23 protein-coding genes and 6 pseudogenes are annotated in these 25719 nt (G+C 67.8%); 13 read left to right on the forward strand and 16 right to left on the reverse strand.

Annotation, left to right across the window (positions count from 1 at the left end; all coding sequences use genetic code 11):
• Positions 1-97: 97 nt before the first annotated feature.
• The 4 genes and pseudogenes from ACZ7L6_RS42310 to ACZ7L6_RS42325 all read right to left on the reverse strand — a co-directional run.
• A pseudogene (locus ACZ7L6_RS42310) lies at positions 98-314 on the reverse strand (helix-turn-helix domain-containing protein); the annotation flags it as partial.
• Between the two features lie 131 nt (positions 315-445).
• Positions 446-1216 (reverse strand): methyltransferase domain-containing protein, encoded by a 771-nt coding sequence (locus ACZ7L6_RS42315; protein WP_471933685.1) that lies wholly within the window; start codon positions 1214-1216, stop codon positions 446-448.
• Between the two features lie 505 nt (positions 1217-1721).
• Positions 1722-2201, reverse strand: coding sequence for an SRPBCC family protein (locus ACZ7L6_RS42320; protein WP_471933687.1), 480 nt, complete (start codon positions 2199-2201; stop codon positions 1722-1724).
• A gap of 782 nt (positions 2202-2983) precedes the next feature.
• On the reverse strand, positions 2984-3379 hold the full coding sequence (locus ACZ7L6_RS42325; RefSeq protein ID WP_471933785.1) for a RidA family protein: 396 nt from the start codon (positions 3377-3379) through the stop codon (positions 2984-2986).
• Between the two features lie 134 nt (positions 3380-3513).
• Here ACZ7L6_RS42325 and ACZ7L6_RS42330 point away from each other — a divergent pair.
• Positions 3514-4458: pseudogene (locus ACZ7L6_RS42330) on the forward strand (helix-turn-helix transcriptional regulator); the annotation flags it as partial.
• Between the two features lie 229 nt (positions 4459-4687).
• On the opposite strand, the gene ACZ7L6_RS42335 reads toward ACZ7L6_RS42330, so the two are convergent.
• Positions 4688-4873, reverse strand: coding sequence for a Mu transposase domain-containing protein (locus ACZ7L6_RS42335; protein ID WP_471933689.1), 186 nt, complete (start codon positions 4871-4873; stop codon positions 4688-4690).
• A 451-nt stretch (positions 4874-5324) separates the two neighbouring features.
• Positions 5325-5595: pseudogene (locus ACZ7L6_RS42340) on the reverse strand (transposase); the annotation flags it as partial.
• Between the two features lie 84 nt (positions 5596-5679).
• Between ACZ7L6_RS42340 and ACZ7L6_RS42345 the strand changes: the two are divergent.
• Positions 5680-5803: pseudogene (locus ACZ7L6_RS42345) on the forward strand (IS5/IS1182 family transposase); the annotation flags it as partial.
• Here ACZ7L6_RS42345 and ACZ7L6_RS42350 read toward each other — a convergent pair.
• A pseudogene (locus ACZ7L6_RS42350) lies at positions 5804-5944 on the reverse strand (nickel-binding protein); the annotation flags it as partial.
• Between the two features lie 7 nt (positions 5945-5951).
• A complete protein-coding gene (locus ACZ7L6_RS42355; RefSeq protein ID WP_471933691.1) occupies positions 5952-6785 on the reverse strand; it encodes a PIG-L family deacetylase in 834 nt (277 codons plus the stop codon).
• A gap of 711 nt (positions 6786-7496) precedes the next feature.
• Here ACZ7L6_RS42355 and ACZ7L6_RS42360 point away from each other — a divergent pair.
• The 3 genes from ACZ7L6_RS42360 (at position 7497) to ACZ7L6_RS42370 (ending at position 8871) form a co-directional block, all read left to right on the forward strand.
• Complete coding sequence (locus ACZ7L6_RS42360) at positions 7497-7955, forward strand: hypothetical protein (RefSeq protein WP_471933693.1); 459 nt, start codon at positions 7497-7499, stop codon at positions 7953-7955.
• A gap of 100 nt (positions 7956-8055) precedes the next feature.
• Positions 8056-8577, forward strand: coding sequence for a tyrosine-type recombinase/integrase (locus tag ACZ7L6_RS42365; RefSeq protein ID WP_471933695.1), 522 nt, complete (start codon positions 8056-8058; stop codon positions 8575-8577).
• 120 nt (positions 8578-8697) lie between these two features.
• Positions 8698-8871, forward strand: a complete 174-nt coding sequence (locus ACZ7L6_RS42370) for a hypothetical protein (protein ID WP_471933697.1) — start codon at positions 8698-8700, stop codon at positions 8869-8871.
• A gap of 50 nt (positions 8872-8921) precedes the next feature.
• Here the strand turns inward: ACZ7L6_RS42370 and ACZ7L6_RS42375 are convergent, their stop codons facing one another.
• The 3 genes from ACZ7L6_RS42375 to ACZ7L6_RS42385 all read right to left on the reverse strand — a co-directional run bounded on the left by ACZ7L6_RS42375 (position 8922) and on the right by ACZ7L6_RS42385 (position 11482).
• Positions 8922-9470 (reverse strand): TetR/AcrR family transcriptional regulator, encoded by a 549-nt coding sequence (locus ACZ7L6_RS42375; RefSeq protein ID WP_471933699.1) that lies wholly within the window; start codon positions 9468-9470, stop codon positions 8922-8924.
• A gap of 25 nt (positions 9471-9495) precedes the next feature.
• Positions 9496-9969: a nuclear transport factor 2 family protein gene (locus ACZ7L6_RS42380; protein ID WP_471933701.1), complete on the reverse strand. Its 474-nt coding sequence runs from the start codon at positions 9967-9969 to the stop codon at positions 9496-9498.
• A 922-nt stretch (positions 9970-10891) separates the two neighbouring features.
• Positions 10892-11482 (reverse strand): DUF4240 domain-containing protein, encoded by a 591-nt coding sequence (locus ACZ7L6_RS42385; protein ID WP_471933703.1) that lies wholly within the window; start codon positions 11480-11482, stop codon positions 10892-10894.
• A gap of 233 nt (positions 11483-11715) precedes the next feature.
• Between ACZ7L6_RS42385 and ACZ7L6_RS42390 the strand changes: the two genes are divergently transcribed.
• On the forward strand, positions 11716-12408 hold the full coding sequence (locus ACZ7L6_RS42390; protein WP_471933705.1) for a hypothetical protein: 693 nt from the start codon (positions 11716-11718) through the stop codon (positions 12406-12408).
• Between the two features lie 395 nt (positions 12409-12803).
• On the opposite strand, the gene ACZ7L6_RS42395 is transcribed toward ACZ7L6_RS42390, so the two are convergent.
• Complete coding sequence (locus tag ACZ7L6_RS42395; RefSeq protein WP_471933707.1) at positions 12804-13298, reverse strand: PaaI family thioesterase; 495 nt, start codon at positions 13296-13298, stop codon at positions 12804-12806.
• Positions 13299-13388: 90 nt separating this feature from the next.
• On the opposite strand from ACZ7L6_RS42395, the gene ACZ7L6_RS42400 reads away from it, so the two are divergent.
• Positions 13389-13859, forward strand: a complete 471-nt coding sequence (locus ACZ7L6_RS42400; protein ID WP_471933709.1) for a winged helix-turn-helix transcriptional regulator — start codon at positions 13389-13391, stop codon at positions 13857-13859.
• Positions 13860-14200: 341 nt separating this feature from the next.
• Complete coding sequence (locus ACZ7L6_RS42405; RefSeq protein WP_471933711.1) at positions 14201-14635, forward strand: hypothetical protein; 435 nt, start codon at positions 14201-14203, stop codon at positions 14633-14635.
• A gap of 189 nt (positions 14636-14824) precedes the next feature.
• Here ACZ7L6_RS42405 and ACZ7L6_RS42410 read toward each other — a convergent pair whose 3' ends face one another.
• Positions 14825-15127, reverse strand: coding sequence for a hypothetical protein (locus ACZ7L6_RS42410; protein ID WP_471933713.1), 303 nt, complete (start codon positions 15125-15127; stop codon positions 14825-14827).
• 705 nt (positions 15128-15832) lie between these two features.
• Between ACZ7L6_RS42410 and ACZ7L6_RS42415 the strand changes: the two genes are divergently transcribed.
• Both ACZ7L6_RS42415 and ACZ7L6_RS42420 read left to right on the forward strand, forming a co-directional pair.
• Positions 15833-16912: a carboxylate-amine ligase gene (locus tag ACZ7L6_RS42415; protein ID WP_471933715.1), complete on the forward strand. Its 1080-nt coding sequence runs from the start codon at positions 15833-15835 to the stop codon at positions 16910-16912.
• A 525-nt stretch (positions 16913-17437) separates the two neighbouring features.
• Entirely contained in the window at positions 17438-18604 is a 1167-nt protein-coding gene (locus tag ACZ7L6_RS42420) for an NAD(P)/FAD-dependent oxidoreductase (RefSeq protein ID WP_471933717.1), read from the forward strand.
• 559 nt (positions 18605-19163) lie between these two features.
• On the opposite strand, the gene ACZ7L6_RS42425 is transcribed toward ACZ7L6_RS42420, so the two are convergent.
• Both ACZ7L6_RS42425 and ACZ7L6_RS42430 read right to left on the reverse strand, forming a co-directional pair.
• Positions 19164-19295 (reverse strand): hypothetical protein, encoded by a 132-nt coding sequence (locus tag ACZ7L6_RS42425; protein WP_471933719.1) that lies wholly within the window; start codon positions 19293-19295, stop codon positions 19164-19166.
• 733 nt (positions 19296-20028) lie between these two features.
• Positions 20029-20748 carry a hypothetical protein gene (locus ACZ7L6_RS42430; RefSeq protein WP_471933721.1) on the reverse strand — a complete coding sequence of 240 codons (720 nt, stop codon included), beginning with the start codon at positions 20746-20748 and terminating at the stop codon, positions 20029-20031.
• A gap of 92 nt (positions 20749-20840) precedes the next feature.
• Between ACZ7L6_RS42430 and ACZ7L6_RS42435 the strand changes: the two genes are divergently transcribed.
• Both ACZ7L6_RS42435 and ACZ7L6_RS42440 read left to right on the forward strand, forming a co-directional pair.
• Complete coding sequence (locus tag ACZ7L6_RS42435; protein ID WP_471933723.1) at positions 20841-21413, forward strand: ArsR/SmtB family transcription factor; 573 nt, start codon at positions 20841-20843, stop codon at positions 21411-21413.
• Between the two features lie 310 nt (positions 21414-21723).
• Positions 21724-22766, forward strand: a pseudogene (locus ACZ7L6_RS42440) (LLM class flavin-dependent oxidoreductase).
• Between the two features lie 256 nt (positions 22767-23022).
• On the opposite strand, the gene ACZ7L6_RS42445 reads toward ACZ7L6_RS42440, so the two are convergent.
• Positions 23023-23652: a class I SAM-dependent methyltransferase gene (locus tag ACZ7L6_RS42445; protein ID WP_471933787.1), complete on the reverse strand. Its 630-nt coding sequence runs from the start codon at positions 23650-23652 to the stop codon at positions 23023-23025.
• Positions 23653-23828: 176 nt separating this feature from the next.
• Here ACZ7L6_RS42445 and ACZ7L6_RS42450 point away from each other — a divergent pair, with 176 nt between their 5' ends.
• Positions 23829-25277, forward strand: coding sequence for a restriction endonuclease (locus ACZ7L6_RS42450; RefSeq protein WP_471933725.1), 1449 nt, complete (start codon positions 23829-23831; stop codon positions 25275-25277).
• Positions 25278-25719 lie beyond the last annotated feature (442 nt).

Below are 25719 nucleotides of genomic sequence, written 5' to 3' on the forward strand. Positions count from 1 at the left end.
TGGACTGGTACAACTACCACCGACCCCACACCGGCATCGGCGGCCACACCCCAGCCAGCCGCGTCACCAACCTGTCCGGTCAGCACACCTAGGCCTCTGCAGTGGGGACGGGGTAGAGCTCTGCGAGCTGCTTGAGCCTCGCGCTCCGGGCCGCGCGGCTCGGTCGGCTTCTTGACCGACTCCCAGCCGGACACCGTGGCCCGGCGCACCTTCAGTGCGCCGGCCACGTCGTCCAGCGTCAGGCCGTGTGCCTGCCGCAGCCGCTTGCGCTCCTCCGGGAGCGGCGAGCGGGACGCGACCAGCGCGTCGAACACCCCGGGCGGCCATGCACCAAACGGCTCGATCAAGTGGTCGTCGAGGTCGGCGAACCAACCCTCCCGGCGCCGTGGTGTGAGATCGGTGCGACCCCCAGCCCGCCGATTGGCAAGCGGAAGCCTTCTGAGGGTCAAGCCGCCTTTGCGAAGACAAGCACCTCCGTGAAGGCGACACCCATGGGCGCGAGGAAGCTGGCCTCCAGGCTGCAGCCGAAGGTCGCGAAGAGGTCCACGCATGTCCGGCGAGGCATGGCGGCCGGGTAGGAGTCGTGCCCCGCCCCACCCTGCGTCGCCCAGGCGCGTACCGCGGCCGGCTCCAGGCAGGCCTCAGTCATCACATCGAAGACAATCCGGCCACCGGGGCGCGTGACCCGCGCCATCTCGAAGAAGTAGCGGCAGGCACACAGGAAGGTCACGGTGTTGAAGACCTTATGGGCCTGGACGAGGTCGATGCTGCCATCGGGCGTCGGAGCGAGACTGCTTCCTGCAGTCGGCCGGGCGACCACGCCGAATGTATCCACCAGATAGTCGGCCCAGGACGCTGCCGTCTCGTAGACCTCGTAGCGCTCTGGTGAACACTCCTTCAGCGTCTTCTCCAGATACCGGCCCGACCCGGGCCCGATCTCCAGCACCGTGTCCGGTTCTGCCGCGAACACCCCGAGAGCACCTAGCTCATCGATGGTGAACTGGGTTGCGCCCGGCGTCCCGTTCATGACCTCGTCGATGTAGTCACCGACCGACAGACCGGCCGCCCGTGCAGCCCGCATCGTCGCCTCGAACGGCAGGAAGTCATCGACGCCACCCAGGTTGTTGGTGCTGCGCACGATGTCGAAACCAGCACGCCCCAAGAGCCCCTTGACACCCGACTTAAACAGGGACGTTCCCCTGCCTACTGCGCTCATCAGACATACCCCCCCAAGTCGTCTCCAGCCTCAGCATAGGATCACGGACACGGACGCGCAGGCAGACACCGAATCCGCCCCAATAAGTCCGCAAGTCGATCCAAACTGCCCGGCGCCAGAGCCACGGCCGGCAAGTAGGCCACCGACGCCCGCGCCCCTCCAACCACGCCCTCCCCCGCGACCAGTACCGCCTGCACCCGCTCGGACACCTCGTGCAGCCGCGCGACCTCCTCATGAACGAGTCGGACGGCTACCAGAGTTCGCGGCCCTGCGCTGGGACGAAGAGGGTTTCTGCCATGTTCGTCGTCTACTCGCGATGATGCCTGGTGACCAGCAAGACGCTTGTGTCGACAGCGCAGCCGAAGCCGAAGCCGTTCCCTGTTGACGCTCCGTAAGGGCTCCCCAAGATCCGTGACAGAGCCTCGATTTGGACCACCGGGCTGACGGGGCCGGGGCCTGTCCGGCCGATGATGCAACCGATCTCCTGGTGGACGTCGGCCACAGGTCAGGACGATGGCGTTGCTGCCCGCGCGATCCGGGTGAGGGTTGTGCGCATGCCGTGGCGGTTCACGGCGATGCGGCGCTCCGGGGTGGTGCCGGCGAAGACGACGCCGAGGAGGTCGGCAAGGCGCGCGCCGGGACCAGTGCGCAGGTCCTGCCAGGTCTCGGTCACGCGGGTGCCCGTCCCTTCGGCGGCGAAGCGATAGCCCCAGCGGGCGATCGGCAGCCCGAAGACCCCGACGTCGAACGTGAACTCCTCACCCACCCGCGCCGCCGAGACCCGGCCCGTTGTGAACCAGACGAAGGGCCCGCGCCGGTTGAAGCCGACGAAGCGCGTTCCTGTGCGCACGGGCGGGCGCAGCACCCAGACCCGGCGGCACTCGGGACTCCAGCGGCCCATGTCGGGCAGGTGCGCCACCAGCTGATAGACGGCCTCCGGCACGGCGTCCACCACGACGGACTCCTCAAGATTGCGCTGACGCACCGTCGGCGACCTCCCTGTCACTGCACACGAGGACCTTACCGGCGAGTAGGGTAGCCGACCTCGATCCCCAGGCATGTGACGTGTCACTCGACGCTGCCGGGCTCGGCGCCCGCAGGTGTCGAGTCGGCGATCTGCCTGCGGGGAGTCGCCGCGCTGCCCAGCCGTGCTCACGATGGCCATCGGCTTCTGCCGCTACTCGACCGCCAGATGCAGCTTGGCGGTCAGCCCGCCGCGCGAGGGTCCGAGTGCGTGGCCGGCCGACTCGACGGCGACCCCAGCGGGCCCTTTTTGGAGATCCCCCCTGTTTCCTCGCGCCGACGGCGTGTTGGTGGGCCCGGCAGATGGTGGAGTAGACGCTGATGTCCCAGGTGATCAAACTCTCGGCGTCCGGTCGGGCCTGCAGCGCGGTGACGATCCGCTGCCAGCGTCGGAACAGGGCGTCTGAGCGCACCCACGGCGCGAACCTTTCTCGGGCATGTCCTGCCAGGGGATGCCGATTGCGGACCCGCAAGCGTATGCCGCCGGTCAGCCCGCCGACGCGTCCATATCGGCGACCGGCCGGGCGTGTTGCCCATGGGCAACAGCTGTTCCAGCACCACCCACTGTTCGTCCGTCAGATCTCGGCGTGACACGAAGCAAGATCATTACAGAATATAGATCCACTTCCTGGGGCTTGACGCGGTGCTGCTCGGCCGATCGCCGGACGGTCAGCGAGCGGTGGCATGCTTGCGGGTCGCGCTCGGCACCGGCAATCACCCGAGCGGGCAGGCAGCGAGGTCGCGTCAGGCGACGGCGGTCCCCTCGACCTCAACCATCTGACCGGGGATCGCCAGCCGTGTCACCCCGAGCATCGTGGTGGCCGGTGCCACCCCGGCGGCACCCAACCTCGACGCCAGCACGCCGTAGTGCGGCAACAGCAGATCGACGTCTGTGGTGTAGACATTGAGCCGGACGAGGTTCGCGAGGGACATGCCGGCCTCGCCGAGCACGGCCTCCAGGTTGTCGAGGCTCAGCGCCAGCTGTGCGGCCATGTCACCGTCATGCTGCGGCTTGCCTTCGCCGCTCATCGCGGTCTGTCCGGAGCAGTACAGGGTCCGGGTGTGCCCGGAGACGATCTCACCCTGGTTGAACCCCATCTCCACGGACCAGGACACCGGATTGACTGCCGTTCGTTCCACTGCCACATCAGCTCCATGCGATTCGTTGGGAGTTACACATCCATCGGCGCGTCGGTCGCCATCGATGACGCCGATGCCCCGAGCCTCCCAAGAAAAGATGACACCCTTGGTCATGTATTCGATAAGGTCCTCGTATGCGCGCCGATCGGCTGGTCTCGCTGGTGCTGCTGCTCCGTCAGCGCGGTCGGCTGACCGCGGACACGCTGGCCCGCGAGCTTGAGGTGTCCACCCGTACCGTGCTGCGCGACATCGAGGCGCTGTCCGCAGCCGGCGTCCCGGTCTACGCCGAACGCGGTCGGCACGGCGGGTTCGCGCTGATGCCCGGTTTCCGGACCGAGCTCACCGGACTGAACCAAGACGAGGCCCTTGCCTTGCTGACCGCCGGATCGGGGCGTGGCGAGCAGGCATTCGGCCTCGGCTCAGCGCTCGCTTCGGCCATGCGCAAGGTGGTTGACGCGCTACCCGAAAGCCATCAGGCCCCGGCGAACGACGCGGCCCAGCGATTTCTCGTCGAGCCCGAGACCGACCTGCTCTCACGCCAGCCGGTCACCGAGGAAGTGCCCCGCACGACAATGATCGAGATCCGGCGCTCGGTGCTCGCCGGACACAAACTGCGCATCCACTACGCAGCCACGGACCAGGCACCACAGTGGCGCACGGTGGACCCGATCGGCCTGGTCACGGTACGCGACCGGGGTTACCTGCTCGCCACGAGATCCGGCGCGGACCGCACCTACCGGCTGTCACGGGTGCTCGCCGCCGAGGAACTCCCCGAACCGGCACAGCGACCGAACACGGTTGATCTGGACCGGATCTGGCGAGAACGCTGCGCACAGTTTCTGTCCGGCGACCATATCGCCGTGCTGGTACGGGTGAACCCCACGCGGCGGGAGGACCTGCTGAACACTGTGGTGGCCGTCCGCGCCGCAGAACCCGACACAGACGGCTGGCTGCGGCTGGAGGTGACGTTCCAGGACCTGCGACACGCCGAGTGGGCGCTGTGGCAGCTCAGCACGGACGCGGAAGCCTTGGCCCCGGCGTCACTGCGCACTGCCCTTCGCAACCGCGCCGCCACGATGCCACCCGCTACGAGGCCACAAACCTCGACACGACCCTCAACGAGTCGCTGTGACAAGCACATCCGAAACACGCCCTCGCAGGCCGCAGCCCACCACACATCGTGGACCGGGGTGAACATCCCTGCGGGTTTGGCCTGTTCGAGAGCGGTCGCACCCGGCAGGCCGCCCGGCTTGCGCACCAGGGCCTCCAGGCAGTAGTCCGGAGCCAGCCATTCCCCGCCTTTGGCGATCAGCGTTCGTGCCGGGCAATCTCCGTGCTGCCGTCGTAGACGGCGAGATCATTGGCATGCAGCACGGCTCGCACCCGGCGGCCGCTGTAACGGACCGGCATTGAACAGCTGTCGGTGCGAACCGAGATGCCGCTGCGCCGATCCACCAACAGCGCAAAAGTGCGGCTGGCGTCGAACGGCTCCACCGGCGGCCTCAGCAGAGGCTGCGCGACAGCAAAGTGACCAGGCGACTCACCTGGAAGGGGGCCGCCCCCAGCCGGGCCGGGGAAACCCGTGCTGGCCGACAACCGACCGGTGGAGGCCAGCTGGACGAAAGAAGCCTCAGCCCCCCCAACTTTTGCAGCGCCCCATCAGGCCTGGCCATGCGCCAGCAGGGCGGCGTGAGGCGAGATCAGTACACCGCCCGGACTTGTGAACTCCGCACACAACGACTCAAAGTGGTTTCTGATCTCGTCAATGACCAGCGGGTTCTGACTCGTCACGATCTGGCCGATCGTCGCCACTCCGGCGGCTGGTCCCCTCCACCACTCCTCAGGCGTCGTCTGGTGGCCCCAGGTCAGCGTGTCGCAGACAACCTCCGTCAGACCCGCCTCATCGAGCAACGCGGCGAAGCCTTGTTCAGCAGGAAGAAAGTCGCAGCACGGCCTCGTGCAGCCGCCCCCACACCAGTTCTGGACCAAATCAGGAACCGGCGGTGAGCGGTCGACTTCGATATCCCGAAGCACGGGGGCACAGCCCGCCAGGCACAACCACTGACCAACACGTAGACAGTCGCAGCGAACAGCGTCTCATCAGGCGTGTCCTGCGTCTCGCCGCCCTGCGGGCGCACCCACGATGGTGGGATCAGCGGCTTCGCGATCTGCCACAGCCCGTCCGGAACGATCCAACTCCATGTTCCCCGCCCCACACCGGAGTCAACGTCCGCCTCACCACGTAGGACGCGGTCTTAGGCGCCACTTCAGTTGGTGTGATCTTGCGACAGTCTGGGGCGATGACTGCTGCGCTTGTCGAGCGGATGGCGCCGGAGGACCTGTGGGAGCTGTTTCAGCGGGCGGTTCCGCCGGCGCCGGAAAAGACCGCAGGGCGGGGGACGGCGCCGGCAAGGTGACCCTGAGGATGCGCTGGACCGCGTCGGCCGAGGGGGCCTCGGAGAGGCAGTAGACGATGCCCGACTCGGGGTCGGCCCATGCCCGCTCGAAGTGCACGCGCTCGATCACGCGTGCGACCGATGAACTTGCCCGAGCTCCGCTCCGGATGGGTGGATCAGCGCAGTCCGGCAAAGAGATCGTTCTCGGGTACGGCCGCGCCGGTAGCGTCCCGGACACGTACGAAGGTCTCCATGCCCATCAACTCGCCGAACCTCTCCTTGCCCATCTTGAGGAAGAAGATGTTCTCGCTCTGACTGGCGTGTGCGGCCAGCGCGTCGAACTTCTGACCGCTGAACGCGGTGGTGTCCACCCACGTGGTGATCTCGTCGTCGGGGAGGCCGATTTCGGCCATCGCGGCGGCCTCGGCAGGATCCGGCTCGGGCATGTCCGGATGGAACTCGCGCATGATCTCCCCGAACCGCTGCATCCCCGAGCGGGGCATCGTGGTCCAGTACACCTTCGGTGTCAGCGCAGTCATCTCCAGCGCCGCCATCGTGATGCGGTGGGCCTGGATGTGATCGGGATGGCCGTAGAAACCGTTCTCGTCGTAGGTGACGACCACATCAGGTCGGTAATGCCGCATGAGTTCCGCGAGCCGGGCCGCGCCTTCCTCCACGGGGGTCTGCCAGAAGGATCCGGGAACGTCGTTGCTCGGCCAGCCCATCATCCCGGAATCGGCATAGCCGAGCATCTCCAGATCGCTGACCTTCAGGACGTCACAGCTCGCCTCGAGTTCTTGACGGCGCATCAAGGCGATGGCCGCCGGATCGTGTCCAGGATCGCCCGGCTTGACACCCCCCGGTCCGTCACCGCAACCGCCGTCGGTACACGTCACGAGAACCGTGCGGATGCCTTCCGCCGCGTGCCGCGCGAGGATCCCGCCGGTTCCGGTGGCCTCGTCGTCGGGGTGGGCGTGTACGGCCATGAGCGTCAAAGGCCGGTCAGTCATGAAACAGTCCTCCTGCAGAAATACGTCTTGGTCCGACCGCGCGGCGGGGTACCGCTCCTGGGACTCGGACCCTGGTGAGGCGGACGACCCTCTGGCCTCCGAAATTCCCCGCCCGTGCGGCGCCGGTCCCTCAGTCGATGCAACCGTGCTGGCAGGGCCGCCTGTTCCCGGCGCGGCCGCTTGGCCTTCCAGGCGTCGGCGTTTCACGGAAGTCTCGTCCGCGATGGATGGAGCACCGCCAAAATCGCTTGTTCGAGTCCCAGCCCCTCCTGGGCCGGCTCAACGGACCGGACGTCGTGGACGATCGGCCAGGCCGCTTCATTCCCCGGGGGCAGGTCCGCTCCTGCGGCAAGCCTTCCGCGTACCGGTCCCATTCCGCGTCGGTGAGCCCCTGCCCCGTCACTGCGCAGGCCGCCCTGATCGGGTCATCGACGACGGCCACCGCCTGCCGTATGTCCCAGTGGACGAGCTGCGCCGGGCGCACCTTCTCCCCTGCCCCGGACGAGTCGAGCTCGGTCGTCGCTTCACCTGCGGTGATCAGCCTGCGACGGTCGGGGGTGAAGAGAACGAGTTCCCCCATCGTCTCCCAGTCGCCCGCCACCGAGGCGAGGGTGAGCGGGCGAGCGGCGTCGGTGCAGTCCCATAGCAGGCCCGAGCCCTCTTGGGTATCGCCAGCTCCTCCGATTTGCTGGGATTCGACACAAGGGGCCGATGGCAAACGACACCGATGTCCTGCTTGAGCTGTTAAAGATCCAAAGAGAGGAGGCACGCCACACGGAGAACCAGCGAGCAACGCAGACCAACATCGTGATCGTGGCTACCGCGGCGGGCCTCGGGTTCCTCGCGCAGCAGGGAAGTCTCCGGACGTCCTGGCTTGGCGTGACACTGCCAATGCTCGGCCTCGGGGCGTTCGGGGCCGTCGCCTGCTGGAAATACGGAGAGCGGTTGAACAGCTACTACTCGCAAGTTCCGCCCGTCCTCCAGGCCATCGGACAGCGGCACGACTCGCTGGACTTGCCGACTCTTCAGCGCAGCGGCCTGGCCGAGCATCACACGCGGTTCCGGCACATCATGCCCGTGAAAATCTGGTGGCTCTGGGTGGCTCTCCACGCCGGAATCGCCGCCGGAGGGCTACTCCTGAGCCTCTGGATCCTGGCGGCCAATCCCTGACGAAACGCACAACCCTCAGGCTTCGATGGCGTGCGCTCAACGACGGCCAGGGACAGCGCCACACGGGGTCGTCAGCAGGCGCCGGGCGGGCCAGACTCGAATGTGCACGCCTGTCGCCGACGACTCAACTCGGGAACCGCTGCTCGAACAGGCGATCACCGCTTGGCAAGCAGTCCGCCCGAACCAGCCGAAGCAGACCGACAGGCAGACCGGAGAACAGGTCAGCTTCCTGTTCTCCCTCCGGGCCCGCGCCGTCTCCAGCGGCTACATCAACAGCACCATCATCCCGATGCTCTGCCGCAAGGCCGGCGCTCCGCCAACCGACCTCCGCGGCAGCATCACCAGCCACCGAGCCCGCTCTACCATCGCCAGCCAGCTGTACAACGCCAAGGGGCCCATGACCCTGTTCGAACTACAGGCCTGGCTCGGGCACCGCTCACCAGAATCCACGCAGCGCTACGTGAAGATCAGCCCCAGCACGCTGACCAAAGCGTACAAAGACGCTGGGTACTTGGCACGCAATGTCCGCACCATTGAAGTCCTCGTCGACCGCGAGGCAGTCGAATCGGGCGCGGCCACAGCTGGTGAACCGTGGCAGCACTACGACCTTGGCCACGGCTAGTGAACGTACACGTTCTTCGAACAGCGTCTGCCCCGCCTGGCCTGCGCGCGCTGCGACCTCCACACGCCGAAGGACTCCAGCAAAGGCCAGCCTCTCGAAGCGAAGGACAACCTCCAGCGCATGCTGGCCACGATCCCATTGACCGACGACGAACGGGCCGCTGTCGACGACGGCCAGACCGCACTCGACCAGCTCCTGGAACGTCTCGTGGACGCGCCTACTCCCTCAGGCCCCAAGCCGCGGGAGCTGCTGCCGATCGTCGAGGTCCGGCGGGACGCCGACGGTGGCCGGTGAAACGATCGCGTCTGACAGCGAGCACGGGGAAGCGTATCCCCGGGGGCGGGTCATCTGGCCGTGAGAACGTGCGCCCACGGCTCGTCGATGTCGGCCAGACCCAGCACGGCGACCACGTTGTCGAGCATTCCGGCGCCGAACCAGCGCCGCACGGCGTCGTCGTCGCCCAGCAGCTGCCGAACGGTGTCAACCTGCTTGGCGTAGCACCGGCGCACGGCCTGTGCCACCAGCGGCTCGCCGACGGCACAGTTCGCGTGCATGAGGAAACGCAGGATGTTCCGGTCCGCGACGAGCGCGGCGTAGGCGCCGCGTGCGGCATCCAACCTCGCCTCGGGCGAGAAGCCGGCCCCGCCCGACGCCGGCGAGTGAGCGACCAGCGTGTCGGTCATGACGACCGATACGTGGTCGACCGCCGCCGCGAACAGCGCTTCTTTGTTCGGGTACAGGCGGTAGAGGTACGGCTGAGAGACGCCGACCCACGCTGCGATCTCGTGCGTCGTCGTACCGTAGAAACCCTTTTGCGCGAAGCAGTCGACCGCGGCGGCCATGATGGCCCGGCGTCGTTCGTCGCTCTTCGTGCTGGTACCGGCGGCAGGCATGGGCGTCAGTCAAGCACGGCTCCCCTCAGCCCCCAAACGTCACGCTGAGGTCGGAGTCGGACGGCACGTCGTCGGGCGTGAGCGCCTCGATCGCCACCAGCGGGTTCCAGTAGTCCAGGTAGTGGGTGATGCGCCCGTCGTCATCGGTCCGCACGACGGAGATGCACGTCTGCTCGTACGGCTTGCCGGTCGGCAGCGCCGTGCCCTTCGAGCGGAATTCGGCGATCACCAGACTCGGATCGACCGTGTCGTGGAAGACGAGGTCGACGAAATCCACGTCGAAGGTCTCGGGAAAGTTGCTCATGTGCGCGACCAGTGCGTCGCGCCCGGTCACCCGCTGGGGCACGCCGGCCGGCGCGTACGGGAACTCGAGCACCGCGTCCGGGGCGAACAGCTCCACCCATTCCTCGACGCGCCCGGCGGCGGTGAGGCGCAGGTGCTCGGCCAGGGCGTGCTGAGCAGCGGCACGCCGTGCGGCGTCGCTTTCCTTGACTGTCATCTCAACTCCTACGTTAGTGGTCGACCTATAACCTACCACGTCGGCAACCGCTTGGGACGTGCAGGAGGTGACGCCAGCAGCCCGATCCGGTTCTTTCACGTAGAGGGGCCGTCCAGAAACCGCCCCCAGGCCGCAGGCGGCGGTCCGGCTCACGGCCCATAGCAGTGATCGTGACCGTCAGGTGGTGTCGGGTTGGGGGGTTGAGTGGGCCGGCCGCCGCTCTTCCGCCTTGAGGGCGGTCGGGGCGCGCGAGGCGCCGCTTCCTCCTCGGGGGAGGTCTCAGGACCTGTCGCCCACGGGCGCGGCGGTCCTCGCGACCGGAGGAAGCCCCAGTTCAGGACGTCATCTCCGCATCGGTCCCCGACGGGCCTTGGCGTCCGCGGCTCAGGTCGTCTGTCGGGACCTGTGCGGCAGGGAATCCCGACAACTCCGTACAGCCGCGGGACCCTGAGCCGCAGTGCAACGGCTCCGCCCCATAGGAGGTGTCCGCACTGCTCGACCGCGGCCTTCGCGTGTTCCAGACACAGAGGTGGCTGAGCCGTGAGGTATCCCTCCCAGCCGTCCGCCGTTAGATTCGGTCTGAAGCCTGGCGAGCAACAGGTGCTTCAGCGCGGTGCGGCTGGCTTGCTGCACACACATGGCACCGCAACTCCTCCCTGCACTCCCGCCGCCGTGAAGGGTGCACGTCCCGCCACCGCGGTCCTCCGACGATCGCGTTGCCGAAACCGGACCGGGAACATCGAGCCCAAAGCACACCGCGCTCGTCTCGGTCGCCCGGCCTTGGTCCACTTGAACAAGCCCTTGCCGCCGGGCCGTAGACGCAAATTCGAGACGGCTGACCTGCACACGCTTCCGCGAAAGCCATCCCGTTGACAACGCCAAAGTCTCGGCGTTCTCCATCGACAACGCTGCCCGTCGCGCCTCATGCATCGACACTGAGCGGGAACATGACGCTCAATCTTGGCAGCCTGCGAGCCGCCTCGTCTTCATCCCGAACATTCCAGCGCTGCCCCGCCAGGCCCTGACTGACCGCGTGCTCACCCCGCCGGGTCTCCACAGCCGCATAGAAAGCATCCCCGCACTCGTCGAGATCCCCAGTCACAAGCCCATGGGCTTCCAATGCCACATAGTCGAGCGATTCCCACCCGGGCCAGTCGTCACCCCATGTCCTCCAAGTTCGCCCCGCCAGGCGCAGGACCTCAGGAGTGTCGGCCAGAGCATCAGGGTCAAACACGGCTCGCCCGAATGCGTCTTGGCCCAGCCCGACCATCCAGAGGCCGAAGTAGCAGAAGTCGTCATCCGAACACCGGCCGCCGAAGATCCGCTCCGCCGCAGCCACCAGCTCCCAGGTGAAAGCCTGACGGGTCACCTGGTCCAGGCACATCTGGAACTCAACGATCTCCGCCAGCGACCTGCGCGACAAATCGGAACGAAGCCACGCAAGTCGCGCATCCCTGCCATCTGCCTGTCGGCGACACGTCTCTACAAGTTCCCAGAACTTCTCAAGGTTCACGAAGAGCACCCTCCCAGGCGCCACTGACAAGGACGAGCCACCTGGCGCCATCACCACTTCGGCGAAAGTCAGACCATTTGAGAACGTCACAAGCCCCACTCCCAGAACCTTTGGCACCTATGCAATTCAGCGTCACGTCAACTGCCGTATTGGCTGCGACAGGGCAGCAACCCAGCGGTGGGCACCGACACCCTGTGCGGACGCTTGTCGTACAGGGAAGACACAATCGGCGCATGTCTGAGACCTTCGTCGACCTGGGAACTGTCGATGCGCCGTCTGGTGTGCTGGTGCTTGGCATGGCCGGAGGGATCGACCAGTGGCGAGAACTGGGTCAGCCCCTGTCCGAGCGCGCAAGGACGGCTGCGGCAAACGGAGGGGGCCACCTTCGTGAGTGGTTGTGCGAGGCGGTTGCGGTCCCGGCAGCGGCCGACCGGCCTTTGAGAGTGCGGGCGAGTACCTCGCCGTCTCCGTTCGACGGGGAGCCGACGATCGCGACCTTGGAGATCAGCCTCGGTCTTCTCTGGCCCGAGACGACAAACCGGTCGATACCGGTCCGGCTCGGGGACCTGCCCGTCGACCGGTGTGGCATGGTGGTCGGCGACGCCGCAGGGCTGGACGCGTGGACGGGAATGGACGACGAGCCGGCCGACGGGCTCGCCGATGTCTTCTACTGGGGCCTGTACGCGGACGACGCGCATGCGCAGTTCGGTGGTGAGCGGATCGCACAGTACGGCGTCGACGGGCCACACGGGTGGCTGGACCTACCGGTGGCTGAGGCGGCCGCACGTGCCGTAGAACTCACCGCCTGGCGTGACCGCCTCGATGGCAAGGGCCTCACGGTCTCGGTCGACGAGCACACCGATATCCACCGCTTCCAGCGGGCCGGGTGGGACCATCCGCTCCACGTCGGCGCGATCGCGAGGTGATCGCGCGCGAGATCCCCGGGGCACGGCTGCTCGTCCTCGAGGGGGCCGCCACCGCGATCCCCGATGCGGCGGTCGGCGAGGTCACCGAGGCGATGCTCACGCTCGGCCAGAGGACGGCGGGTGCCCCGCGGGTCTGGCCTCCCCGCAGCAGTGGACGCCGGAGGAACGGCCAGAACCCCGCGGCGGCGTCCGCAGGTGCACCGCGTCGCACCCCGCCTGCCCCCCGGGTGCGGCTACGCCCCGCTCGGATCCGGCCCACCTGACGGCCATCGACGGCATCCCGTTCGTCAAGGACGTTGCGCAGGGCTGGTGAGCTACGGCGCGTACGGCGGCGGTCGTCATGGACGGTTCACCTGGAGTCGGGCGACGAACACGCGGTCGTGCTGTTGCCGCTGTCAGCTCGGCGGGATGGGGAAGAGCAGGCAACTGCTCGTGGCATGGGCGAGCAAGCGGTCCTCGGAGTCGAGCAGTTCGGCTTGTGCCAGGGCCGTGCGGCGGCCGTGGTTGAGAACGGTACCGACGGCACGGACCTTGCCGGTGTCGACGGTGACCTGGCGCAGGAACTTCACGCTCAGGTCGAGCGAGGTGTACCCCATGGCGACCGGAAGCACCGACTGCACCGCACAGCCCGCGGCCGAGTCGAGGAGGGTGGCGTAGACGCCGCCGTGGACGCTGCCGATGGGGTTGTAGTGCTCCTCCCCCGGCTCCAGGGCGAAGACGGCGTGACCGAACTCGACTTGCTCCAGCGTGAATCCGAGCGTAGCGGCGATGGGCGGGGCGGGCAGACGTCCGCTCAGCACGCCGCGCAGGAAGTCGAGGCCACTCTCCAGGCCGACGTCGGCCGCGGAGATGCTCGGATCCTGCCACTCGATCGTGCGTGACCTCGCCATGTGTCTCTTCCTCTCCAGCTGGCTTCAATATTCGAAGTTAGTGGTGTGAACAGCTGGCTGTCAATGTCGAAGTCAGCCTACGATGACGACATGACCTGGCTGGAGACGAGCACCGAGAACTGCACGGTGCAGCGCACCCTCGATCTGATCGGCGAGAAGTGGTCGCTGCTCGTGTTGCGCGACGCCATGAACGGCGTGCGCCGCTTCGACGACTTCCGCCGGCATGTGGGACTGTCGGAGGCGGTGCTGGCGGACCGGCTGCGCAAACTGGTCGCCGCCGGGGTCCTGGATACGGTCCCGTACCGCGAGCCGGGCCACCGCACCCGTCACGAGTACCGGCTCACCCGAAAGGGCTGGGATTTGTGGCCGGTGATGCTCGCCCTGAAGCAGTGGGGCGACCGCTACACGGCGGATCCGGAGGGGCCGCCCCTGGAAGTCCGTCACCGTGACTGTGGTGAACCGCTGGAGACGGTCGTCGTCTGCGCGGGCGACCACGGGCCTCTCGCCCCGCGGCAGGCTTACACGCGGCCTGGTGCCGCGGCGCACGTGACCACACGGTGAGGACGGTGCCGGGCGCCGCATGGGTGGGGATGAGTGCGGTCGGCGCGCTGCGCGGGTGGTGGTCTGTGATGTCGGCGCCGTGCCGTGTATGAGGTACGGCCCGGCCGGCGGCAGGCAGCGTGTGTGGTGGCTGGGCCGGGGCATGCAGATTGCCGGGTGGTCCACATTGCCGGGAGGTCCACATGGACACGAGTGCGTTGGCACGAACCGGTCGGGCTTGGGGCCCGGCGGGCGGCGCAGGGCTCGGTCACGGAGAAGGCTGGTGCTCTTCGATGTGTTCTCTTTCGCAATGGACCGCTGGCAACGGGTCTGAACCGCGTCCTACGGGAAACCCGAAGGGGATGAACGACTCCGAGATTCCATATGGCGACGGCCGGCCCGTGGACGTGTACCTGGACCTCCTCCGCTTGCAGATGGACGCGGAGGACTACAGCCGTCTGCTGCGCGCGGTGGCACCTGTGCTGAAGGCGATCGAAGAGGAGCGCCTCTTCAGGGTCGACCTCACGATCGACCCAGGGTCCGACGACGAACTGCCCCAAGAGGTGCGAGACGAGGCCGCCCTCGTCATCGCCACCGCAGTGACCGGCCGACTGGACAACGAACTGGTCGAGATCGACGTCGACGAGGCCGACCCGATCAGGATCGTCACGGACGCGAACACCGCTGCCGACCCGGTCCGCCTCGGCGAAATCGCCGACTACGTCAAGGAACAGCACAGGGAGAACCAGGAGCTGCGGGGCATCGCCGAGGCGAGCGGTCTGCCGACGGACTTCTGAGCGGCAGCGGCCTCCCGGCCGTGGCCCACAGGTCTCTGTGACGCGACCGCGTTGACCTCGGCAGTGAAGTCACCGGTCGTCATGATGGCGCCGCGCACCCGAGTGGCAAGCACCGTTCGGCAGCCGTCGCTCATCAACGGCGCGATCCGGCCGCGCCGCGCGGTTGCCCGCCCCGTGGGCCCCCTGTGGTCAGCGGCGTTCCTCGCACCGGAGCACACGAAGAGTGACGTCGTCCGTGCGCTGCGCGGTGGTGGCGGTCTTACTCAGCAGCGTGTCGATGAGGTGACCCAGGTCCTGGTCGATGTCAGGCAGGGGTGGGCGAGGCCGTGAGCGCCCAAGGTGGGCGTGATCTGGTCGGCGCGCAGGGTCGACGACGTCCTGGACCCCCGCGACCTCGGTCAGGCCGACGGCGAGATGCGTGAGGTGGTCCATTCCCGACCGGCGCAAGCCGGTGTGACGGTGCTGGTAGGTGAAGCGTTCCTCCAGGTCCACGGCACAGCCGCCGCCGGGCAGCCGCTCGACGAAGTCGGCGGCGGCCGACTGCCGGCCCGCCGCCCGTCGGCCGGTTCCGGCGCAGACAGCACGTGGCTGTTCACGGCTGACCGCGGCGCCCCGCTCGACGGTTCCCTCCAGCAGACGAGCCGGCCGTCAGCAACCGGAATTCGGGTTGCCGCACTCCCGCTTGGTCATGAACAGCCGGGCGCCTGGCCGGCTGGATCAGCACCAGGGAACCCCACGACCGCACGCCGGTCACCGGCGCGGCCACCAGCGCCGACGGGTACGGGAGGGCCACCGCGGTGCGCGCAGAGGAGCGAGCCATCTCCTCCTGGCTGCCGACCCACACCGGCCGGTCCTCGCGGACGGCGTCGGCCACGCGTGCGGGGAAGGCCGGCGGAACCTCGCCCGTGGTTCGGCAAACGCGGCATCCAGTGCGCCGACGTCAATGGTCGGAGCGTTCCTCGTCGCGCCGCCTTCTCCCGTGGCGGTCGTGTCAACCACTCCTTTCAGTGAGGTGCGGACGGCATGTGGTGGGCGGTGAGCACGACGGGATCCGAAATGCGGGTCAGCGAGACCGGTTTCTCCTGCGGTGATCGAGGCACTCGGTGCACCGGTGAGCGCGCACCCGTCGGGGGTGAGCAGGTGACCAGCACGGTGAGATCAGGACTCCGGCGACGGGGGCGGAACAGAAGGCGGCCGATGACGACGATCGGTGTGGAAGAGGAGTACCTGTTGCTCGACCCGGTCACGGGGCTGCCTGTGCCGCTCGCCGACAAGGTGCGCGCCACGGCCGGGCTCGCGCCGTTCGTGGCCGATGAGGAGGTGCAGAGCGAGCTGCTGCAGGCTCAGGTCGAAGTGGCCACCCCGGTGTGCGAGTCCCTGGAGGAGGTCAGGGGGCATCTGCTGCGGTTGCGGAACGCCGTCGGGACGGCTGCCGAACGGCACGGCTGCAGGCTCGCACCCTGCGGAACCTCCCCGCTGCGGCACAGGCGCCCCGTGGCCGTCACCGACAAGGACCGTTACCGCGCCATGCGCGCGCAGGCGCCGCAGCTGGTGGCCGACCAGCTGGTCAACGGCATGCACGTCCATGTCGCGGTGCCCAGCCGCGAAGAAGGGCTGCAGCTCATGAACCGGCTCCGGGTGTGGCTGCCGACGCTCACGGCCATGTCGGCGAACTCACCCCTCTGGGACGCCCATGACACCGGCTTCGCCAGCTGGCGCACGGTGATCTTCGGCCGTTGGCCGGTCAGCGGCATGCCCCCGCACTTCCACGACGTGGCCGACTACGACCGGCGCGTGCAACGGCTGCTGAAGAGCGGGCTGATCTCGGACATCGGGCAGTTGTACTGGCTGGCCCGTCTCTCGGCCCCGTATCCCACCCTGGAGGTGCGGTGCCTGGACGTCCAGTTGCGTGTCGATGACGCGGTGAAGCTCGCGGGCGTGGTGCGGGCCCTCGTCCAGACGGAACTCGACGCGGTCTCGGCCGACGCCCCCGCCCCCGAGTGCGCCCCTGAGCTGCTACGCGCGAGCCTGTGGCACGCCGCCCGTCATGGTCTGAGCGACACCCTCGTCGACCTGGACGGCAACACCCGCCCAGCCGGCGAAGTACTGCGCCAACTCCTCTTCCACATCACCCCCGCCCTCGACGCCTCCGGCGACACCCGGCAGGTGACATCCCTGATCGACCACCTCCTACAGCACGGAACCGGCGCGGACCGACAACGCACCGCCCTCACCGAGGGCGGCATCCGAGCGGTGACCGACCTCATCACCAGGTAGAACACGACGCCGCGCCTGCCCCGTTGCCCCTCGCAGTAGGCGAGGCTCCGGGCGTCGTGGAACTCGACGGGCCATCAACGCCCAAGCTGGGCGGGCATATTCGGACGCCATGCTCCGGGCGTGCTACCGCTGCTTAGTCGAAAGAAGGCGCGACGACGCCAAGCTCCATGGCGGCTCCACCACTCCAGCCAACGTAGAAGGCCCTCCCGGCAGGAGACCTCAAACGGGCGTCACCGGACAGCGGGCGACCTGGTGACCGCCGTTTCCCGTGCCCCTCATGAGACTCCGCTCCCGGGCGCGCTTGTCCATTTGCCGTGTTCGGTTCCATGCTGCCGCTATGGCAACGACGGTCGGTCAGGACGAAGTCCTCGACGTCGAGGCGCGCGCAGGAAGTTGCGTGCCAGTGACGGAAGCACAGTCGAGGTGGTCACGGCCCTCGTCCGTCCTGGGACCGCCGAGTAATTCGTGGAGCTCCCGTCCCGCTCTCTGAGCGGCCTGCCTTCGCCAGAAGGGAATACGCAGCCAATGAAGGTCATCGTCATCGGTGCCGGTGTGTTGGGGTTATGCGTAGCGAGGCAACTTGCCGTCGTCGGCGAGGAAGTTCTCCTGCTGGATCAGTGGGGAGCCGGCACCGGCACCACCGCGACCACCTTTGCCTGGACCAACTCAAGCCGGAAGCTCGACCCCGCTTACCACAGGCTGAACCTCGCGGGGATGGAGGAACACACCAGGCTCGCAGAGCAACTGCGTGGCGCGCCGTCGTACTTCCTCAGCGGAGCACTGCAGTGGGCGGACGTCTCGAACGAACAATGGCTCGCCGGCAACGTGGAGCGACTGCAGTCCCTCGGCTACCCCGCGCACTGGGTCACGCCCGAGGAGGCAACGCGGATCGCAGGCGCCGTCCGGATCCCGGTGCCCATCACGTCCATCGCCTACTTCCCCAGCGAGGGATACGTTCTGCCGGAAGTCTTCGTGGAGAACCTTCTGACAGAGGCCGAGCAGCACGGAGCCAGGTTGGTGTTGGGAGAGGCCGTCGCCATCGATGAAGGGCCTGACGCAGTGTCCGTCACCCTGGCCGGAGGCGAAATCCTCAGAGGCGATCGAGTCGTCCTGGCGGCAGGCCGATGGACCCAACAACTCGCCGCACGGACCGGCATCGACGTTCCCATGGTGACGGATACCAGTCGCGGATCGCAGACCGTGGGCCTGCTGGGGTACGCCAAGTCCCCGGAACTCGGCCTGCGCTGTGTGATCCATAGCCCTGGCCTCAACCTGCGCCCTGCGGCCGGCGGGCAGACCGTCGTGCAGGCTCTTGATCTGAATACGGAGGTCGATCCGGCAGCTCCTCCGTCCACGGACGGTGACCTTGCACGCACCATCGCTCGGCGATTCTCCGCACTGCTGACCGATCCCAGCCGTGCACCGGTGATCGACCTGCGCATCGGCTTCCGGTCACTGCCCGCGGACGGCCACACCGTCGCCGGCTACGCTTCGGGGCCGTCCCGCGTCTACTGCCTCGTCTCGCACAGCGGGATCACCCTGGCGCCGATTCTGGGACGGCTGGCCGCGACCGAGATCACTACCGATCAGGAGCAGGACCTCCTCCGGCCTTTCCGACCCACACGATTCATTGGCGTACGGCGCTCGGACGTCGAAGTCGACCAAAGCGCCACCACGCTGGGTGAGCAGTAGCAGACAGCCCCAGCCGCGATTCCGTTTTCCGAGAGCGCTTAGGCGTCAGCCGAATCCGATTCGATGGGCCAGCCCAGTTGGCTTCGGGGCTCCCGGCCCGTAGGAGCGCCTCTCGTAACCATCGCAGAGGACACCGACGCCTGAGCTGCCTCCACCATGCGATCAACATCTGTATGTGCCCACCCGAGCGCGATCCAGGCCAGCGCCTCCGGCCGATCGGAGTCCGCCAAGCCCTGTGCTAGCGATTGTGCTTGTTCGAGCAGGCTGAGGTGACGCTCTTCGGACTCGGCGGACGCGGTGGCCAGCCGGGCAAGTGTCTGAACTCGGTCGGTAGGTTCAGGAATCCCATCGACCATGCGGTCCGCGTCGGCTGGCTGGTCGACCATCTCGTATTCCAGGGCCAGGCCCTGTAGCGCCTCCACGCGAAGGGATTCATCGGACACTTCGGCGAGGCAGCGCTCGGCCTTCTCATCCTCTTGCGCCTCGCGCTCTATCCCTGCGCCAGCGGCCGCCAGGCCCGGCTGTCGGATGACGAACCTATCGCCTCTACCGCCTTGTCCTACTGACCTGACTGGACCACGGACCGGATGATCTCCAACCACGCACGGCCCCGGACTCCGTTGTCGGCGATCTGAGCCGACAGCTGCTCTGCCTCCTTCACCCGCCCCTCGCCCGCCAGGAACTCCGTCATCTCGCGGAGATTCCAGTGCCGGTAGTGGCGCTGACCATGAAGCGGCTCGGTGCGGCCCAGTTGTAGCGGTCGTCAGGGATCGCGGCAGCCTGCTCCTGCCTGCTCCAGCTGGACTTGCCCGCGTGGATCGCCTACTTCGAGCATTGTTTGGCCCAGCAGGGCACTCCGGTGGGTAGGAGGATGCCGTCCACCGCTTCCGCTGCAGCATCAAAGATGTCCCTTGAGTGGGAGTCCTCCGCCGCTGTCTCTCTACGGACGCCCCCGCACGGCGCCTTGTCGGCACCCGCTGCCACATGAGGTCCCCTGAGCCACATCATCACGATGACCACCGCCAACCAGAACCGCGTCGTGTCCTACCTGCAAGGCGAACTCGACGCGACCCACCAGCGCCTGCTCCGCGATCACTTACGCAAGGACGCCCACACGGACCAGCTCAGCCTCGAACGCCAAGGCATCGTTCCCGGTCGCCGCGTAGCCGCCCCACCTCACGCCGCTGCGCGGCCCGGGCCGCGAGCCCGCCGATGCAACCAACGTCGGCCTCGGCGCCTGGATCAACAACGTGTGCGCCGGCAAGCCAGCCACCCCCACGACTTGAAGGACACGCTCACCGCGCTGGGCATGCGCTGGTAGGGAGCCGACCGTGGTCATCTTTCAGGTGAAGCGGCATCCGGTCGTCACTTGCCCGCCGAAGGCCCCCGACCCAAGGGTATGGACAGTCACTCACCGAGCCGATCTACATGTAGGGCCGGATGGCCACTGTGACATCCATGTCGAAGGCATTCGCCCCCGCCGCGGACGGCAGGCCCAGGGCCCGGTCGAGCACGCGACTCAGCCGGCCGCAGCCACGAGTGCCCGGGGCAGCGAACTCCGCGTCCTGCGCGCCGAAGGCGACGACCAGGGGGTCCCTGGATATCACCCGGGTGGGATCGGTGTCCTTCAGCACCAGGTGCACCGCGTCCTCATCGCTGCCCACCGAGCAGCCCGACGACGGCCGGGCCGCCGGCCCGTGCGCCGAGCCGATGGCGAACTTGATGTCGAACTCGCCGCGCCGGGTGTCGTCGGACAGGAAGTCCGCGTAGCCGCCGTACTGCGGAGTCAGGGTCAACGGGGTGCCTCCCACCCGGATCGGCGCAGCGGTCATCTCCCCGAAGACCTGGCGGAATTCACCGTCCACACGGCCTTCCGCAAAGGTGATCTTCATTGACTCGGTGAGCGGCTCGTCGACGGCGCCCATGCGCAGATGCCCGGTGGCGTGCATGACCTCGCAGCGCCAGGTCCCGGGGTCCGCCCCTGCGGGCAGCTCATCGACGGTCGGACAGGCGGAGAAGTCGAACTCGGGCAGGTCCGCGGCCGGTTCGGTTCCATGCGCGGGTGCGGCACCCAGGGCGAGTCCGGCAAGGAGAGCCCCCGCGACAGCACTTGTGAAGCGGCGGACTGTGTGATTCAGGGTCACGCGGTTCGGCATCATACACGACAGTATTGCAGAGATTTCTCTGCAGAGAAAGCCCTGCAGAGAAAATGCTGCTCTCCGGCTAGACTGCCGCCATGACGAAAGAGCGCAGAGCGGCGGCCGCAGGGCGGCGCACCGTCGACAGCCCCGAGGTACTCAAAGCCCTCTCGCATCCCCTGCGCCTGCGTATCCTGCGCCAGCTCGGCGCAGCGGGCCCGGCCACCTCAACCACCCTGTCCGCCGCCCTCGGCGAGAACACCGGCACGCTCAGCTACCACCTGCGCATGCTGGAGCGCAGTGGTCTCATCGAGGACATCCCCGAGCGCTCCACCGGGCGGGAACGCTGGTGGCGCGGAGTGCGCGGCCTCGACATCCGCAGACCGCCGCAGGACGAGCTGACGGAGGCCGAGCGCGCCATGTCGGCCGAGCTGGACCGGATGAGGATGGAGGAGGACGTCGAGCTCGCCCGGCAGTTCACCGCCGGACAAGCGCACTCCGAAGGCTGGATGCGGGGTTCACGTAGCCTCATCCACCTCACGAAGGACGAGCTGGACGCATTCCATGACGACTACCTGGCCCTGCTCGCACGCTACGCCCGCGGCCCTGAGGACGCCCCCGCCGACGCACGACCCGTACTCCTGCGCTGGTTCGGCCTGCCCGCTGACTGACCGGGAGCCGGCCGACCAACTGTCTGATCAGCCGACCGACCATACGGGTGAGCCGAAGAACGAGAACTCAGCCCGGGCCGACGTCTCCACGGGCAGCCACCAGCCCTCAACCGGGCAACGCCTTACACAAGCAGCCCCAGCACGAGCGACCGTATCCGTCTGGTGGGGCCAACTGAAGCCGTCCCTCCACAAGCGGCCCGCCTCAAGCCGTCCTGGTGGTTCCGTCAATGGCGTCACGGCCCATGGGCTTCAGCCCTGGGACCTGCCAGCATGAGCAAACTCGATCCGATCCTCGTACCTCGGAGGTCTGATCCGTGCAGGCGTCGTGGTCGCCGCGCACCCCGGTGTGGAGGATCTCGCCGTGCAGGCTGAGGAGTTGGGCTTGCGCAGCTTCTGGGTCAATGACACCCCCTATGGTCCACGGTGACCCCTTCATCGCCTTGAGTCTGTGTGCGAAGGCCACCCGTCGCATCCGGCTCGGCATCGGCGTGACCTCACCGGCGTTGCGCTCGGCCCCGGCCGCAGCGAGCGGGTTCGCCAGCCTCAATGCCCTGGCACCGGGCCGGATCATCTGCGGGGTCGGGACCGGAAACACCGCTCGGCGCACTCTGGGCATGCAGCCGACCACGGCGGCTGCGCTGGAGAACTTCACCGCGGCACTGCAAGATCTGTGTGCCGGGCGCTCGACCGAGTACCGCGAAGGAGATCGGGTTCGCGACATCCGGTTCCTGCACCGGGGCGCACGTGAACACCACCGATCCGATCGAGTTCGTCGTGGCCGCAGTGCACGGCCCCAAAGCCGCCGCCGTCGCCGGCCGCCGCGGCGCCGGCCTCGTCTCTTTCGGCCTGCTCGACCCCACCGCCTGGCACGCGCTGCACGCCGCCCGCCGCCAAGCCGCCCACGGCACGCTCCGCGCCCCCGACTCCTACGTGGTCACCGCGCTCCACCTGCTGCGCGACAACGAGAACTCCGACAGCGACGCGGCCCGGGACACGACAGGTCACCTCGTCCTGTCACTGCTGGACTTCGCCGCCGACACACCCGCCTTCGCCAGGCAACTCGGCCCCGACCAACGCGAGGCGGTCCGACAACTCCTCGACCGGCGTGGCACCACCGCAACCGCGCCGGACCGGTACACCAAGCTCTACCCCAACTATCTCGGACGCATCGCACCACACGACCGGGACCTGATCCTGCCCTCGCTGATGAACAGCGTGGCCCTCGTCGGCACCCGCGACAACCTCCGCACCCGCATCACCGCCCTGGAACAGGCAGGCGTCGATGAGCTCCTCATCCAACCGGTGATCGACCCGCCCACCGAGATGGCCCAACTCGCCGAACTCCTCACCTGAGCGCCCGCTTGTGGAGCGACGGCTTCAGCCGGCCCCACCGAACGCGTGCAATCGCTCGTGCCAGGGCTGCTTCGTGCCGTCATTGATCTTCACGAATCGGGTCCAGTCCGGGCCGTCACGCAGTGGCCGATTGACGACGTCAAAGCCATCACAGCTACTGGCACCGACGGTAGTTCCGCCTGATCAGGACGTGCAGTGCGCAGTCATCAGCAGCGTGTCGTGCAGTGCGTGGCCCTTCGGTCGTGGCGGGCAGCACTCAGATGGTGATCCCGGTGAACCCGGCCACGTCGAGCAGTTTGGTCCACACGTGCTCCTGCAGCACCCAGCGGCGCATCGTGGCCTCCTGGACGTCCGGCGTCTTGGCCGGCACCTCGGCCGCGACCACATCCGGCTGGGCAGGTGCCCCGCCCAGGTAGTGGGCGAGCGTGGCGAACACCAGCCGGCCGCCCGGCCGCAGCGCGGCGGCCGCCGCCGGCAGCAGCTCACGTGGATCGGTGAAGTCGATGGCGCCGAAGACGCTGTACAGCACGTCGTACGTGCCGCGCATCGCATGCAGGTGAGAGACCACATCGGAGTGCACGATGCGCAGGCGCGGTGCGAGATACCCGTACAGTTCGGTTGCCATGGCGTACTGGGCGGGCGAGGCGTCGACCGCGGTGACCCGGGCCGGCTGGTGCTGAACCGCCGGGTGCGCGGCGTGCCGGGCGGCCCCGGCGCCGAGATCGCCCACACAGCGGCCGTTTAGCTCGCCCAGGAGTTCGACACTGGGCCCGGCGTCCTGGCCCCAGTTCCAGTAGAAGGTGCCGGGAACGGCGCGGTCACTGGCGGCTCGGGCGCGACCGTAGTGGTGCCAAAGGTCTGGAGTGCTGGTCGTCACCCGCCCCATCCCGGCGGCCGCGTCTCGGCGACGGGCGACTTCACCGAAACGTCGTCCTCGCGCGACGCCCTGAGGGGCTGCACCGGTCATTGGGAAGCGGGCTCCTGACTGACACGCGATCCACTACGCTCCCGCCTGGCCAACGCCGCAGATCACTCCGCGCTGGCACAAACGGGAGGAGGCCCATGGCGGCGGGTGACGGGAACCGGGTGAGGGCGGGAGGTTCCTCCCTGCTCGCGGACTTCAAGCGGCTCGGGGCGCTGTCGTCCGCGCACAAGCGGGGCTACCAGCTGGAGGTGTTGCTGGAGCAGCTCTTTCGGCGGGCACACTTTCGTGTCGACCGCAACGCGTCCATTGCGAAACCACGACAGACGGACTTGGTGGCCCGCTACGGGGACACCTGGTACTTGATCGAGGCCAAGTGGCACAACGAGCCGGCCGACATCGACGTCTTCGACAATGTCCGGTCCCGGATGCAGCGGGCCGGATCATCTGCCGTCATCGGCGTCATCATCAGCGTGAACGGTTTCACCGACTCAGCGGTGGAGGATATGCGGGTGCGGCGGGACCGAGGGCCGATCCTGCTGTTCGGCGAAGACGAGCTGACGCAGGTCCTGAGCACGCCGAGGTCGCTGGTCAACCTCCTGCAGGTGAAGCGGGAGGAGCTGATCACCCACGGCCGGGTGCACCTGGCCGCTGCCCCGAAGCCCCGGTGCCGACGCCGGCCGTCCACGGACTTGCCGGGTGCCGACGTGCGGCTGCTCGACACCGACCGTCAACCTCTGCCCTACGTCACGTCCGGCGGCGGCTTCGGGGAGTTCGTGTTCGTGCAGGAGCTGCCCAACGTGGACTGGGCGTTCGGCAGCGGCAGTGGCGTCTCCCTCGACGTGCCGGTCAGGCCGTACGACGAGGCCGGCATCGTGGAGCTGCTGTATGGGCTGGACTCGATGGGGTGGACCAGCGCCGAGCCGCGATGGAACATCCAGCAGTCCCGAGCGAACTGGCATGGCGTCGGCGCGCGGGAGTTCGTTCAGGCGCTGCGTGCTTGGAAGAAACGCGGAAAGAGCCTGGACGACGCGCACCACACCGAACTGATCACCTACTTCGACACGTGCCAGGGCGGAGGCTTCTACACGCTCATCGGGAACGTCGCCGTCCATGAGGCGCGGTCGGTCTACGACTGTCACCTGTCGTTCCAACTGCCCGGCGTCCCCGTGGACTTCCAGCCGATCCGGCACCTGGTCGAGCAGTTCGGCGCCGCCGAGTTCAGCTTCAGCTACTTCCGTCCGCTGAGCAGCCCGGCAGTCGCCAAGCATCACCCCCAGGACAGGGTTGCGCTGGAGGTGGTCGGTTACGTCGTCTCGCACAGCGACCTGGACCTGGAGGACGAAAATCCCGACAGTGCGCCAATTGAGTGGGTCACTGGCCTGGTGACGAGAAACCCGCACCGCCGCGTGGCGGGTAGTCCGACCTGCGAGGAGTGGCCGGGCCGGGCCGAAGAGAGCGAACTGCTCGTCTGTGCCTTGCGGTCACACCACCCCCTCAACGAGCCGAAGACGGCGTACCACCTGTACTGGTGGGAGTACGCACGCACCTCTGACGCGCTGGTCCTGCGGCCGGTGGCCGACTGGTAGCGAAGCTCGGTGCACATGCGGGGCGGCTGGCCTCATCGGCCCCATCCGAGACGGCCGGGACCGATGAGGCACTGCGATGCGCGCTGGTCAGTGCGAGTCGTTCCCGGGGTGGCACGCGCGGGGCGGGGCCGCACTCGGCGGCGTCCGCCCACAGCGACAGGTCGACTTCCCAGCCGTCGGCCGTAACGCGGCTCAGGGTTTTCATCACAGACCCGTCGTTCTTCATGTCGACCTTGGGCACGTGGTGCAGAAACTCCCCGCCGTGGTACCTCTCGCACAGCTCGGCGCACGCCACGGTGTCCAGGATAATCGTGGGCACACCGATGTCGACGAGCTTGCTCGGCACGAACCCCAGCTTCTCGCCTCGGTGGTTCATCGCGGTCAGCACGTACGCGTATCCCTGGCCGAGGGCCCGGGCGGCCCCAGGTTCTGCCACAGTGCG

Source organism: Streptomyces sp. NPDC107522 (assembly GCF_055657525.1).

Bases quoted from the DNA above. Each gene is read 5' to 3' on its own strand.
- ACZ7L6_RS42315 (WP_471933685.1), bottom strand. From the start codon at position 1,216: ATGAGCGCAGTAGGCAGGGGAACGTCCCTGTTTAAGTCGGGTGTCAAG.
- ACZ7L6_RS42355 (WP_471933691.1), bottom strand. From the start codon at position 6,785: ATGACTGACCGGCCTTTGACGCTCATGGCCGTACACGCCCACCCCGAC.
- ACZ7L6_RS42360 (WP_471933693.1), top strand. From the start codon at position 7,497: ATGGCAAACGACACCGATGTCCTGCTTGAGCTGTTAAAGATCCAAAGA.
- ACZ7L6_RS42365 (WP_471933695.1), top strand. From the start codon at position 8,056: ATGTGCACGCCTGTCGCCGACGACTCAACTCGGGAACCGCTGCTCGAA.
- ACZ7L6_RS42370 (WP_471933697.1), top strand. From the start codon at position 8,698: ATGCTGGCCACGATCCCATTGACCGACGACGAACGGGCCGCTGTCGAC.
- ACZ7L6_RS42375 (WP_471933699.1), bottom strand. From the start codon at position 9,470: ATGCCTGCCGCCGGTACCAGCACGAAGAGCGACGAACGACGCCGGGCC.
- ACZ7L6_RS42380 (WP_471933701.1), bottom strand. From the start codon at position 9,969: ATGACAGTCAAGGAAAGCGACGCCGCACGGCGTGCCGCTGCTCAGCAC.
- ACZ7L6_RS42390 (WP_471933705.1), top strand. From the start codon at position 11,716: ATGTCTGAGACCTTCGTCGACCTGGGAACTGTCGATGCGCCGTCTGGT.
- ACZ7L6_RS42395 (WP_471933707.1), bottom strand. From the start codon at position 13,298: ATGGCGAGGTCACGCACGATCGAGTGGCAGGATCCGAGCATCTCCGCG.
- ACZ7L6_RS42400 (WP_471933709.1), top strand. From the start codon at position 13,389: ATGACCTGGCTGGAGACGAGCACCGAGAACTGCACGGTGCAGCGCACC.
- ACZ7L6_RS42405 (WP_471933711.1), top strand. From the start codon at position 14,201: ATGAACGACTCCGAGATTCCATATGGCGACGGCCGGCCCGTGGACGTG.
- ACZ7L6_RS42415 (WP_471933715.1), top strand. From the start codon at position 15,833: ATGACGACGATCGGTGTGGAAGAGGAGTACCTGTTGCTCGACCCGGTC.
- ACZ7L6_RS42420 (WP_471933717.1), top strand. From the start codon at position 17,438: ATGAAGGTCATCGTCATCGGTGCCGGTGTGTTGGGGTTATGCGTAGCG.
- ACZ7L6_RS42425 (WP_471933719.1), bottom strand. From the start codon at position 19,295: ATGACGGAGTTCCTGGCGGGCGAGGGGCGGGTGAAGGAGGCAGAGCAG.
- ACZ7L6_RS42435 (WP_471933723.1), top strand. From the start codon at position 20,841: ATGACGAAAGAGCGCAGAGCGGCGGCCGCAGGGCGGCGCACCGTCGAC.
- ACZ7L6_RS42445 (WP_471933787.1), bottom strand. From the start codon at position 23,652: ATGGGGCGGGTGACGACCAGCACTCCAGACCTTTGGCACCACTACGGT.
- ACZ7L6_RS42450 (WP_471933725.1), top strand. From the start codon at position 23,829: ATGGCGGCGGGTGACGGGAACCGGGTGAGGGCGGGAGGTTCCTCCCTG.